15 protein-coding genes and 1 pseudogene are annotated in these 12,978 nt (G+C 29.7%); 1 reads left to right on the top strand and 15 read right to left on the bottom strand.

The genetic code is table 4. The features are described from left to right. The 7 genes from rplV to rpsJ are packed head-to-tail and all read right to left on the bottom strand — an operon-like array spanning position 1 to position 3,452. Entirely contained in the window at positions 1-345 is a 345-nt protein-coding gene (rplV, locus tag ASO20_RS01880) for a 50S ribosomal protein L22 (RefSeq protein ID WP_085056279.1), read from the bottom strand. Positions 346-364: 19 nt separating this feature from the next. After that, positions 365-640 carry a 30S ribosomal protein S19 gene (gene rpsS, locus ASO20_RS01875; protein WP_085056278.1) on the bottom strand — a complete coding sequence of 92 codons (276 nt, stop codon included), beginning with the start codon at positions 638-640 and terminating at the stop codon, positions 365-367. 9 nt (positions 641-649) lie between these two features. After that, a complete protein-coding gene (gene rplB, locus ASO20_RS01870; RefSeq protein WP_085056277.1) occupies positions 650-1,489 on the bottom strand; it encodes a 50S ribosomal protein L2 in 840 nt (279 codons plus the stop codon). Further along, positions 1,489-1,818, bottom strand: coding sequence for a 50S ribosomal protein L23 (gene rplW / locus ASO20_RS01865; RefSeq protein ID WP_085056276.1), 330 nt, complete (start codon positions 1,816-1,818; stop codon positions 1,489-1,491). The genes rplB and rplW overlap by 1 nt, the downstream gene beginning before the upstream one ends. A gap of 1 nt (position 1,819) precedes the next feature. Next, positions 1,820-2,452: a 50S ribosomal protein L4 gene (rplD, locus tag ASO20_RS01860; RefSeq protein ID WP_085056275.1), complete on the bottom strand. Its 633-nt coding sequence runs from the start codon at positions 2,450-2,452 to the stop codon at positions 1,820-1,822. A gap of 1 nt (position 2,453) precedes the next feature. Then, on the bottom strand, positions 2,454-3,128 hold the full coding sequence (gene rplC, locus ASO20_RS01855) for a 50S ribosomal protein L3 (protein ID WP_085056274.1): 675 nt from the start codon (positions 3,126-3,128) through the stop codon (positions 2,454-2,456). Positions 3,129-3,149: 21 nt separating this feature from the next. Continuing rightward, positions 3,150-3,452 carry a 30S ribosomal protein S10 gene (rpsJ, locus tag ASO20_RS01850; protein ID WP_085056273.1) on the bottom strand — a complete coding sequence of 101 codons (303 nt, stop codon included), beginning with the start codon at positions 3,450-3,452 and terminating at the stop codon, positions 3,150-3,152. Between the two features lie 119 nt (positions 3,453-3,571). Here rpsJ and ASO20_RS01845 point away from each other — a divergent pair, with 119 nt between their 5' ends. Next, positions 3,572-4,144 carry a hypothetical protein gene (locus ASO20_RS01845; RefSeq protein WP_085056272.1) on the top strand — a complete coding sequence of 191 codons (573 nt, stop codon included), beginning with the start codon at positions 3,572-3,574 and terminating at the stop codon, positions 4,142-4,144. On the opposite strand, the gene ASO20_RS01840 is transcribed toward ASO20_RS01845, so the two are convergent. The 8 genes and pseudogenes from ASO20_RS01840 to rpsL form a co-directional block, all read right to left on the bottom strand. Further along, positions 4,145-5,821 carry a hypothetical protein gene (locus ASO20_RS01840; RefSeq protein ID WP_085056271.1) on the bottom strand — a complete coding sequence of 559 codons (1,677 nt, stop codon included), beginning with the start codon at positions 5,819-5,821 and terminating at the stop codon, positions 4,145-4,147. It abuts the gene before it with no gap. 11 nt (positions 5,822-5,832) lie between these two features. Then, positions 5,833-6,540, bottom strand: coding sequence for a hypothetical protein (locus tag ASO20_RS01835; protein ID WP_085056270.1), 708 nt, complete (start codon positions 6,538-6,540; stop codon positions 5,833-5,835). A 57-nt stretch (positions 6,541-6,597) separates the two neighbouring features. Next, positions 6,598-8,370, bottom strand: a complete 1,773-nt coding sequence (pepF, locus tag ASO20_RS01830; RefSeq protein ID WP_085056269.1) for an oligoendopeptidase F — start codon at positions 8,368-8,370, stop codon at positions 6,598-6,600. Between the two features lie 66 nt (positions 8,371-8,436). After that, a complete protein-coding gene (gene tuf, locus ASO20_RS01825) occupies positions 8,437-9,621 on the bottom strand; it encodes an elongation factor Tu (RefSeq protein ID WP_085056268.1) in 1,185 nt (394 codons plus the stop codon). A gap of 82 nt (positions 9,622-9,703) precedes the next feature. Beyond that, a complete protein-coding gene (locus ASO20_RS01820) occupies positions 9,704-9,958 on the bottom strand; it encodes a hypothetical protein (protein WP_085056267.1) in 255 nt (84 codons plus the stop codon). A gap of 1 nt (position 9,959) precedes the next feature. Beyond that, complete coding sequence (gene fusA, locus ASO20_RS01815) at positions 9,960-12,029, bottom strand: elongation factor G (protein ID WP_085056266.1); 2,070 nt, start codon at positions 12,027-12,029, stop codon at positions 9,960-9,962. Between the two features lie 8 nt (positions 12,030-12,037). Beyond that, a pseudogene (gene rpsG / locus ASO20_RS01810) lies at positions 12,038-12,475 on the bottom strand (30S ribosomal protein S7); the annotation flags it as partial. A 60-nt stretch (positions 12,476-12,535) separates the two neighbouring features. After that, positions 12,536-12,961 (bottom strand): 30S ribosomal protein S12, encoded by a 426-nt coding sequence (rpsL, locus tag ASO20_RS01805; RefSeq protein ID WP_085056264.1) that lies wholly within the window; start codon positions 12,959-12,961, stop codon positions 12,536-12,538. Positions 12,962-12,978: the final 17 nt, after the last annotated feature.

Here is a 12,978-nt window from a genome sequence, read left to right as displayed (position 1 = left end):
TTACTCCTGACCTTTATTGTCTGACAATGTTATATTGATGTTACAACTTCTCTTTAAAATTGCTCCAGATCTACCTCTAGCTCTTGGATGCATTCTTTTTAATGTTGGTCCATCTCCTACCATTATTGACGAGATAACTAGTTCATCAGCTTTCATTCCTTGATTATTAACTGCATTTGCAATTGCTGATTTCAATAATTTTGAAACAACATATGCTCCTGATTTATCTGTATTTTTTAAGATTAATGACGCTTCGTTTACAGATTTATTTCTAACTAAATCAACAACTAAACGCATTTTTCTTGGTGTAATTCTAATTTTACTTACAAATGCTTTTGCTTCCATAATCTACCTTTCTCTATGACTACTTACTATCACTTTTGTTTTTACTGTGTGTAACAAATTTTCTTGTTGGAACGAATTGTCCTAATTTGTAACCAACCATATCTTCTCTAATGAAAACAGGGATGTGTTCTTTACCATTATGAACGGCAAATGTATGCCCTATAAATTCAGGAATTATTGTGCTTCTTCTTGATCAAGTTTTAATTACTGAACGTTTGTTACTTTCATTCATTGCTTTAACTTTTTTTACTAAGCTTTCTTCAACGAAATAACTTTTCTTTAAACTACGAGCCATATTCCCTCCCTATTTCTTTCTTCCTCTAATGATTAATTTAGAGCTAAATTTTTTCTTATTTCTTGTTTTAACACCATAAGCTTTTTTACCTCATGGAGTCATTGGACTTTTACGTCCAACTGGCGTTTTACCTTCACCACCACCATGTGGGTGATCATTTGGGTTCATAACAGATCCACGAACGGTTGGTCTAATTCCCATTCAACGGCTTCTCCCGGCTTTACCGATAGAAACAATATTGTGTTCTTCATTTCCAACTGTACCAATTGTTGCTAAACAATTTGAAAGAATTTTTCTCGTTTCACCACTAGTTAAACGAACGATTGCATATTTATTACCTTCTTCAAATCCTAAAATTTGAACAGAACTTCCAGCACTTCTTGCTAGTTGTCCACCTCTTCCAGGATTCATTTCAACATTGTGAATAAATGTACCTTCAGGAATATTAATTAATGGTAATGTGTTCCCTGGTTTGATTGGTGCTTTAGTGCTTGAAATAATTTCATCACCGACATTTAAATTCTGTGGAGCAATGATGTATCTCTTTTCACCATCAACATAATTCAATAATGCAATATTACATGTTCTATTTGGATCATATTCAAACGCCACTACTTTAGCTGGGATATCAAATTTATTTCTTTTGAAATCGATTAAACGATATCTTCTTTTGTGACCGCCACCTTGATGTCTTACCGTGATAACACCTTGATTATTTCTACCGGCATGTTTTTTGAAAGAAACTGTTAAGCTTTTTTCTGGAGTTTGTTTTGTAATAGTTGCTTTGTAATCTAATACAGAGTAATTTCTACGACTATTTGTGGTTGGTTTATATACCTTTACTGGCATTATTCATCTCCTTTAAGTTCTGATTGAGCATTGTCTTCAACAGCATTGGCTTCATCAAAAATTTCTAGTTTTTCACCTGGTTTTAAAGTTATAATTGCATATTTAGCATGATTTTTTCTTCCAGTGAATCTACCAACAGTTTTCTTTTTACCTTCTTTGTTAATTACATTAACACTCGCAACTTTTGCTCCAAACAATTGTTCAAATGCTTTTTTAATTTCGAGTTTTGTTGACTTACGATCTACTTCAAATGTATATTTTTGATCTTGAATACCGCGGTATGATTTTTCTGTTAAAACAGGTTTTTTAATTACATTAATTAAATCCATATTATTTCACCAATCTTTCTTCTAAAGCTTTAATTGATTCCTCTGAAGCTAAAATAACATCGTTATTTAAAATGCTTCTTGTCGTTACTTGATTTACACCAAGTAATAAAACATTAGCAACATTATCTACTGATTTTGCTAAAAAATCACTTGGTTGATTAGCAATAATTAAAACTTTTTTGTTGTCTAGTCCTAAATCCTTTAAGTTAGTTAAGAACTTTTTAGTTGAAAATTCATTTAATGAGAATGAATCAATAATTGTAATTTCTTGTTTTGCCATTTTAATTGATAATGCAGATCTCAATGATAGGTTTTGTTCTTTTTTATTTAATTTTAATGAGTAATTTCTATTTGGTTTTGGTCCAAAAGCAATTCCACCATGTCTTCATTGCGGATTTCTTGTAGAACCTTGTCTAGCATTACCTGTACCTTTTTGAGCTCATGGTTTCTTTCCACCGCCACTAACTTCAGCTTTAGTTTTAGTAGAATGAGTTCCTTGTCTTCATGAAGCTTCTTCTGAAATAACTGATGAAAAAATTGCATGACTATTTGGATTTTCAATAGCGAAAACATCGTCAGCAAGTTTAATATTTTTTACTTCTTGACCTTTATTATTTAATACTTTTGCTTGCATATTATTCACTTTCTTTCTTTGTATTGTAATTTACAAGTTCAATCGGTTTAACAACTCCTGGATGCTTAATTGATTCATAAATTACCACTAATGAATTTTTTGGTCCCGGAATTGCTCCGCTCACCAATACAAAGTTGTTTTCTTCACTAAAATCTACAATTTGTAAATTTTGAACTGTTGTGTTGTCATGTCCATATTGACCAGGCATGTTTTTACCTTTAAATATTCTATTATTTGTGATTGAACCCATTGATCCTACACCTCTGTGGTACCCTGAACCGTGACCCATTGGACCTGTTGATTGATTATGTCTTTTAATAGGTCCTGAAAACCCGTGTCCTTTAGATACACTAGCTACATCCACCATTTCACCTTTTTGAAAAATAGAAGCAGTAACGTTATCACCTAAATTGTAACCATTCATATCTCTAATTTCTCTTGTGTATTTTTTTGCTGTAGTATTAGCTTTAGCAAAATGAGTTTTTTGTGATTTTGTTAATAAATTTTCTCTTATATCTCCAAAAGATAATTGAGTAGCTACATAACCATCATTTTCTAATGTTTTTACTTGTGTAACTACATTAGGTGTTACTTCAATAACTGTTACAGGGATTGCCTTTCCAGTTTTTGAGTAAATTTGTGTCATTCCAATTTTTTTTCCTAATAAACCCTTCATTATTACTCCTTCTCTAATAAACTAAAATTTAATCTCTATATTTACTGATGAAGGTAATGAAAGAGATTTCAATTTGTTAATAATATTGTTATTTGGATTGTAAATATCCATTAGTCTCACGTGAGTTCTTCTTTCAAATTGTTCTCTTGAGTCTTTATGTTTATGTACAGATCTTAAAATTGTATATTTTTCGATTTTTGTAGGTAGTGGAATTGGTCCCCTAATATCAGCCTCTAGACCTTGTAATACTTCAACGATTTTTTTAATTGATTCGTCAAGTACTTTGCTATCGTATGCTTTTAATCTAATTCTTAGTTTTTGCATATTTCTCCTTAACAACTATGATTGGTGTGTTGATTTTTTTTAAACACAAATAAAATTTTAACATAAAAAAAATAAAATCAAATTTGAAAAAATAAATTATTAAAAAGTAAAATTTAAGTATGAATAATGATATTAAAAATATATTTAAAGAAACTAATGAAGATATTTATGAAAGTATTCAAGATGTGAAACATTTTTTAATTGAAAGATATCGAAAAAAAATAATGGAAGATAATGATCAACACCCAAAAATAATATCTTTTTATAAAGGCTTACATGCTAAATTAACATCTATAACCAATATAACTGAATTATTTGATTTTATATCTATCCATGGTTCAAAAATTATGACTCACGAAATGGCTATTACAAGTAGTAACTTAACTTTAAAGTTAGCTGATTATTTTGGTCAAAATTTAGTTCAACATAATACAGAATATGATAAAAAAATCGAATTAATGGATATATTTAAGACTAGAGTAATCTTTACAACAAACGAGAAAAGAAAAATTATTTTTCAAAATTACGAATGCAATATTAAGCAAAAGGAAAATGTTTGTTGTTTTGTAATTCATGTATCTTCATATATCGAACTAATTGAATTAGAGAGAAAATTTACCAACTTTATTGAAGAAAACTATAATGAATCTTCAAAAGTAAGAAGTCACATTTCAACAATGTTCCAAGAATAGTTATTTATTTATTCTTAAGACATCTATAAATAAATCGATATATTGATTTTTCCTTTTATTTCTCTGATCTTCATTAAATGATCTAGTATTTATTGTTTCTTGAATTACTTTATCATGCAACAAATGACTAAAATTTTTGCATGCAGAAATATATGCAAATTGAATATCCATATTATTTGTTGCTAGCTTTTGGTAATCGTCTGCAGCAATCGGGAATAAATCTCCAATTGACAAATGATTCAATTCAACATTCTTCTGAAATAACTGAGGTAAATAAATTAAATAAGGTATTTTAATATCTGCAATCTCATGCTTATATTTTGTTATTTCAGAAAACATAATTAATTTAGGCAACAAATATGACATTTTTGGGGAATTAATTTTCTCGTTATTTAAAAATTTACCAACAAATGAATCATCTAAAATATCATCTATACCTTCTTCATCGTTATTTTTTTCATCAAATTTAACTAGAAAATCTTTAGCATGTTTAATAAATTCATCTATATCGTTCACTTGATTTAATGAAACTATTGAATTTAATAATAATTGCCCTGCTTGATTAAAATTAATTGGTTTTTTAGACATATAAATTCTTAATACATAACTTAACAATTTTCTTAAAACATTATCTAATGATTTAGAATTTGCAATTACAACTTTATTATTTTCTAGTCTGCTATGCTCAACAATTATTGCTGAAATAAATTCCAAAGGAATATTATGCGAGTACAATTCTAATGCACAAAAAATAGATAATGTTGATAAATTAGAAAAGTTATCAAATTTTTTAGTTGCTAAATATAAAACAATATAAAATCTCAACTTATAATGATTTAATATGTTGACAAAATCAGTTACTGTTTTATTTTTTTCGCCAAAATTTCTTTCTAAAACTCGTGTTATTCTGATTGAAATAGCGTGTTTTCATGTTTGATAATTTATAGAAATTTGAGATTGAGAAACTAAAAATAAATCGTCAATTATTAATGACGAGTGAATAAAATTGTCTAAATTATTAATAAAACTTTGGTTAGTAGCTAATCGTGAAAAAATAGATTTAAATTCTTTATTAAAGATATCTCTCAATTCTGAATACTTACTAGAAACAAGTTTTTGATCCATGAAATTAAATAATTTGTTTTCGAATAATTGAGCAATCGACGTATCAAAAACTAATGATAATGAATTATTCATGTCTGAAATAACTTGATCTTCATAGATGTTATTTTGTAAAACATTAATTTGCACTTTATCAAAAAAAACTACAACATCTTCTTTCTTTAAATTAACACCTACCAATCAATCTGTGAAATCCTTTATTAAATAATGAAAATAATTGATCGATTGTTGAAAATTCAAATCATTTTTTACAATTGAATTAATTAAAGGGTGATTAATTCTTTTTGCTATATCGTTATCAATTTTTTTATTAAGAAAAAAGTGATCAAATAATATTTTAGCCACTATTAGATGCGCGTTTAAATAAATTTCATTAGTTTTATCGTTTATTGCAATAGTGCCAATAAATGATTTTTCTTTTTTTATATTTTCAACGACAAAAACAATTATTTTTTCTAAAAAGGGGAAATTATCTGCAACAGTTTCGTGATTGTGGTTTATTTTTAAATTATTGTTTTCAACAATTGTATTAAAATTTGTAATGTATGAATTCATTTTGCTCACTATTAATTTCCATCTGGGTATGGATTATTCGAATTAGGAATATAAATTGAATAGGCAGATATCATATCAGTTCATATTAATATTTTTGGATTAGAAGTCGGAGAAACGCTTGGATCCTTGTCTTGTGTGTAGTCAGTTCCTGTTCTAAATTTTAAATGCACTTCCATCGTTGGAGCATAACCTTTTGCAGGAGGCGGAGTTGGGCTATCTGTTACATATGTAAACGAACAGGTAAATACTACTTGAACTTCATTAACTTTGTATTTTTGATTATTGCTGTTGTAATTTGTAACATCAGGAGTCAGTGAATAATTAAGAATATTTATGCTACTTGAACTTGCTGAAATGGCATTTAAATTTGATTGTGTTGGATCGAATTGTGGCAATTTACTCACAAACGTACTTATTAAATTTTCACCTAAAAACTCTGCCATAGTTAAATATTCAGTTGTTGAACCTTGTTTCTTTTGTCATGAATTAGAGTTTAAAAATGTTTGAACAATGACACCCTCGGCTTGTTGTTTTCCTGATTTACTTGGATCAACTGGATTATCGTTCATATGCTCAATTGTTCCGTTTGCATTTTTTAACGAGATTGCCAGCGAAGTTGTTGCAATACCTAAACCTATAATAATAATTAAAGCTAATGCTCTAAAAACCTTTGATCATCTAGATCTTACCGCTGTTGTGCTTGGTGTATAAATACCCATAAATCCCCCTTTAATTAGTAAATGTAACTATATACATTAAAACATCTTAATTATAAATTAATTTAAAAGCTTTTCCAATTCACATAAATAATGCTCCAATAATTCAAATGCTTCATCATAAGTTTTTTTATCTAGCAAATCAACTCCAGATTTCTTAAGAGCATCAATTGGTCATTCGCTTGAACCCATTTTTAAAAAAGATAAATAATTTTCCACATCGCCTTTATTACCGTTCAAAATTTTATTCGTAAATGAAATCGCACTTATCATTGCAGTTGCATATTTATAAACATAAAAATCACTATAAAAATGCGGAACATATAATCCTCATAAATTTTCAAATTCATCCTCATACGTTTCTGTTTTTAATTTTGGAAAGTATTTTGGATATAATTCTTTACAAATATTTTTAAAAACATCCAACGTGATTGGTTCATTTTGGTCAACTTTATTATGAACAATTTGTTCAAAATCAGCAAATAACGCTTGACGGTAAATTGTTCCAATAATTTCTCTAATAGCATTCTCTAAAATGTATGCTCTCATTTGCGGATTTTCTTCATGCTTTAATAAATATTCGACAAGTAAAAGTTCATTTGTTGTTGAGGCAACTTCTGCTAAAAAAATCGGATAATCGTGATATTCGTAATCTTGATTTTCATTTGAGTAAAGTGTGTGCATTGAATGACCTAACTCATGCGCTAAGGTTGATAAATCTAAATATTTACCATTTCAATTCAGTAAGATGTAGGGATTCCCCTCTCAAACTCCATACGAATAAGCACCACTTCTTTTGGAATCTTTTGGTAGTCAATCAATTCAATTATTCTCAAATGCTTTATCTAATTTTGCTACATAATCTGAACCAAGAATACTCAAAGCGTCTTTAATAATTCTTTGCGAATCATTAATTTCATATTTCTTATCAATTGGACTAAAAATTTCTGTATTTCAATCTCATGGTTTTGGATTGGAAATACCAGTTTTGTTAACAAGAATTTTCCTTCATTTAAGTAATAATTTACTATTTTTAGCAATTTGATTAAGTGCAAAATTATAAAATTTTGGAGTAACATTATCTGAAAAAAGTGCTGCTTCTAGTGAGCTTTTATATTTATAAATTTTGGAAAAGGCACTAGTTTCACAAAGATTGGCGTAATATGTTGCTGATAGCGTGTTTTCATGTTTTTTATATTCTTTTCAAAAAGCAAAATATGAATTTTTACGAAGAACAATGTCTTTATCGCGCAATAGTTTTGAGGCTGTTCCCTGAGTTAATTTATATTTTACACCTTGCGAATCCTCTACTTCTCCAAAGGAAAAATCAACATTTGTTAATTTAGAAAATATTTCATCGGAATTACCTAATGCATTCGATAATACTGACAACAATTTTTCCTCTCGATTAGAAATTTTATGTTTTTTTCTTCTTTTCAATCGCTCAAATGATTTTTTATAAATTGCAGTTTCTTCATCCAACATATTTAGTATTTTTTCAACATTATCTTTAAGTTCGTTGGAAACAAAGGATAATTTAATCCCTCAAGGATATAAAAATAAATCAAAATCGTTAACTAATTTGGAAATTTCTGTATTAGATAAATCAACATTTTCCAAATTATGTAAATAACACCCTATTTTCGAAACAATAATCGAGCTTTTTTTTGAGTGATCTAAGAATTCTTTTAAATTATCAATACTATTAGTAATTTTCCCTTTCAAAGAAAAAATTATTTCATAATGCTCAATAATTTCTTTTTTCCACTGTTCAATGGTTTTGTTTTGAAGCAAAGGTAACAAGTTTCAATCATATTTATTTAAATTATTCATATTGTTTTAATTGTAATAAAAAATAGAAGGTACTACCTTCTATTTATTATTTATTGTTTAAATTAATTAAGCAATAATTTCAGTAATTGAACCAGCACCAATAGTTCTTCCACCTTCACGGATTGAGAACTTTGTTCCTTTTTCAATAGCAACAGGCGCAATTAATTCAACATTTAATTCCGCATTGTCTCCTGGCATAACCATTTCAACACCTTGATTTAAGTTTATAACACCAGTAACATCAGTTGTTCTAAAGAAGAATTGAGGTCTGTAATTTGAGAAGAATGGTGTATGACGTCCACCTTCATCTTTAGTTAAAGCATATACTTGAGCTTTAAATTTTGTGTGAGCTTTAACTGAACCTGGTTTAGCAATAACTTGTCCTCTTTGTACGTCTGATCTTTGAACTCCTCTTAATAGTAATCCAACATTATCACCAGCAGTAGCTTCGTCTAAGTATTTATTGAACATTTCGATACCAGTTACAACACTTTTCTTTGTTGGTTTTAAACCAATAATTTCAACTTCTTCGTTGATTGGTAAAACTCCTCTTTCAACTCTACCTGTAACAACTGTTCCACGTCCTGTAATTGTAAACACATCTTCAATTGATACTAAGTATGGTTTATCCATTTCACGAGCTGGGTCGTCTAAATATGTGTCAGCAGCTTCAATTAATTCACCCAATTTAGCTTCTCATACAGGATTTCCATTTAATCCTTCCAAAGCTGATCCGCGGATTACTGGGGTATTGTCTCCATCAAAACCGTATTGAGATAATAATTCTCTAACTTCCATTTCAACTAAATCAATTAACTCTTCATCTTCAACCATGTCGCATTTATTTAAAAATACTACCATTTTTGGAACACCAACTTGTTTTGATAACAAGATATGTTCACGGGTTTGTGGCATTGGGCCATCTGTAGCCGATACTACTAAGATAGCTCCATCCATTTGAGCAGCACCTGTAATCATGTTTTTAACATAATCAGCATGTCCTGGACAGTCAACATGTGCGTAGTGTCTTTTTTTAGATTCATACTCAACGTGAGCTGTGTTAATTGTAATTCCACGTTCTCTTTCTTCTGGAGCAGCGTCGATATCTGAATATCCTTTAGCTTTTGCATTACCTGATTTTGATAAGTATGTTGTAATTGCAGCTGTTAAAGTTGTTTTTCCGTGGTCAACGTGACCAATTGTACCAATATTAAAATGTGTTTTGGTTCTAGTAAATTTTTCTTTTGCCATTTGATTTCCTCTTTCTTTTCTTAATTTTTTGCAAAACTTTATTTATTTTATTATTTTTTATTCAAAAAAACAATATTCTTGCTTACTTTAAAAAGTAATAAAGAATAATGCCGATAGTTCCTAAAATTACAAGGATCAGAATAACAATGAACACAGTGTTCATTTTTTTCTTTTCCTTTAAAAAATCTGATCTTCTACTAATGAAAAAATTTTTGTCAGTTGATTTAATTTCTACTGTTTTTGGGTCAACTGGTTCTTTTGGGATAATTGGATCAATATTTTGATTTTCCTCTTTCAAAAGAGTTTTAATATTTTTCTGTTTTAGTTTTTTAGGCATATTATTTTCCTTTTTGAATTTTTTCAGCAATATTTTTTGGAGTCTCTTGATAATGACTAAATTGCATTGTATAAATTCCACGACCTTGAGTAAATGATCTTAAATCTGTAGCGTATCCAAACATATCACTTAATGGTACAAATGCCTTAATTTTATTAGCATTTCCGTCTTTATCTGTTTCTTGAATTTCTCCACGTCTTGATGATAAGTTACCAACAACATCTCCGAAATATTCGTCTGGCGTAATAACGTTAACCGCCATAATAGGTTCAAGTAAAACTGGTTTACATTTTTCTTTAGCTTCTTTCAATGCTAGTGAAGCAGCAATTTTAAAGGCCATTTCTGATGAATCAACATCATGATATGAACCATCAAATAATGTCGCTTTAACATCAATCATTGGATAACCTCAGCATAAACCATTTTCAAGTGCTTCTTTAAAACCATCACGAACTGGATTAATGTATTCTCTTGGAACTTTTCCTCCAACGATTTTATCAACAAATTCAAAACCTTTTTGTGGGTTTGGTTCGATTTTTATTCAAACATGACCATATTGACCTTTACCACCAGATTGCTTAATGTATTTACCTTCACATTCTCCTGGTTTTGTTAATGTTTCACGGTATGAAACTTGTGGTTTACCAACATTAGCTTCCACTTTAAATTCTCTTTTTAAGCGATCAACAATAATTTCTAAATGTAACTCTCCCATACCAGCAATAATTGTTTGACCGGTTTCATGATCCATAAATGTTCTAAACGTTGGATCTTCTTCAGCTAATTTTTGTAATGAAAATCCTAACTTTGTTTGATCTGCTTTTGATTTTGGTTCAAGAGCTAATGAGATAACAGGTTCTGGGAAATTCATTGATTCTAGAATTACTTCACCATGTCTATCTTTTAAACAAAGTGTGTCTCCTGTTGTTGTGTTTTTTAATCCGATTGCAGCAACAATATCTCCAGCATACGCTTCTTCAATTTCTTCACGCTTATTAGCATGCATCAATAATAATCTTCCAATTCTTTCATCTTTTTGTTTTGTTGTGTTCATCACAGCAGAACCAGAAGTTATTTTTCCACGATAAATTCTGAAGAAAGTTAATTTACCAACAAATGGGTCAGTCATAATTTTAAAAGCTAAAGCTGCAAACTTACCATTCTCGTCAGATTCTACATTAACTTCATTACCATGGTCGTCAAAACCTTTCATTGGAGGAACTTCGATCGGATTTGGTAAATAGTCAACGACTGCATCAAGTAAAGCTTTAACACCTTTATTTTTAAAAGCTGAACCACATAAAACTGGGAAGAATTTTGAAGTTAACACGGCTTTTTTAATTGCTGTTTTTAAAGTAGCATTATCAACATCACCTTTTTCAAAATATTCTTCCATTAATGATTCTTCATAATGAGCTACAGCTTCAATTAATTTTGCACGATATTCTTCTACTTGAGCTTCGTATTCTGCTGGAATTGATTTAACTTCATAGTTTTCATCTGATTTACCATCATAGAAATACGCTTCTTTATCAACGATATTGATAATTCCGATAAAATCATTTTCAGCACCGATTGGTAATTGAATAGGATGTGCATCTCCACCTAATTTTTTATGAATCGAATCAACAGCTGCAATAAAGTTTGCTCCAACCTTGTCCATTTTATTTACAAATACAACTCTTGGAACTTGATATGTTGTAGCTTGACGTCATACAGTTTCAGTTTGTGGTTCAACTCCGGATTGAGCATCCAAAACAGCTATCGCTGAGTCCAATACTCTTAAACTTCTTTCTACTTCCACAGTAAAGTCCACGTGACCAGGCGTATCAATAATATTAATTCTATGGTTTTTTCAAAAAGCTGTTGTAGCAGCAGAAGTAATTGTGATACCTCTCTCTTGTTCTTGAACCATTCAGTCCATTTGGGCAGCTCCCTCATGAACTTCACCTAATTTATAAATTTTTCCTGTGTGAAACAAAATTCTTTCAGTTGTTGTTGTTTTACCGGCATCAATGTGAGCCATGATACCGATATTACGATATTTATCTATACTAAATTCTCTTGCCATACTTAATCCTAGAAACGGTAATGAGAGAACGTTCTATTAGCTTCAGCCATTCTATGAACATCTTCTTTTTTCTTTACAGCTCCACCTGTATTATTAGCTGCATCAATGATTTCATGAGCTAATTTTTCTTCCATAGTTTTATCATTTCTTAATCTTGCATAGTTGATTAATCATCTAATACCTAATGTAGTTTTTCTAGCTGCTGAAACTTCAACAGGAACTTGATAGTTACCTCCACCAATTCTTCTACTTTTTAACTCTAGTTGAGGTAAAATGTTTGATAAAGCTTTTTCAAAAACTTCAACAGGATTTTCGCTTGTTTTTTCTTTAACGATTTTTAAAGCATCATAAAAGATTTTTTGTGCAATACTTTTTTTCCCATCTAACATAATTTTATTAATCGCCATACTGATTAACTTAGAGTTGTAAATTGGATCTACACTTACTCTTTTTTAATTTTTAATGATTTTCTTGACATATTATTCTCCTTTTATTCGTTGATTAAATTATTTTGCAGCAGCAGCTTTTGGACGCTTTGTTCCGTACAATGATCTACTTTGACGTCTTTTTTCAACACCCTGTGTATCCAAAGCACCTCTAATAATGTGATATCTAACCCCTGGTAAGTCTTTTACACGTCCACCTCTAATAAGAACAATTGAGTGCTCCTGTAAGTTGTGACCTTCACCCGGAATATAAGCAATTACTTCCATTCCATTTGATAATCTAACACGGGCATATTTTCTTAACGCTGAGTTTGGTTTTTTTGGCGTCATTGTTCCAACACGAACGCAAACTCCTCTTTTTTGTGGTGATGCAATAGCTTTTCTTTTCTTTGAAATTGTATTTAATGAAAAGTTTAAAGCTGGTGATTTACTTTTTGATGTTTTATCTTTTCTTGGTTTTCTAACTAACTGATTGATTGTTGGCATTTTTCCTCCTATTTATG

Origin of the sequence: Mycoplasma sp. (ex Biomphalaria glabrata) (assembly GCF_001484045.1) — a bacterium.
In the GTDB taxonomy this organism is placed as follows: Bacteria; Bacillota_I; Bacilli_A; order Mycoplasmatales.
This window is presented reverse-complemented; position numbering and strand designations above follow the sequence as displayed.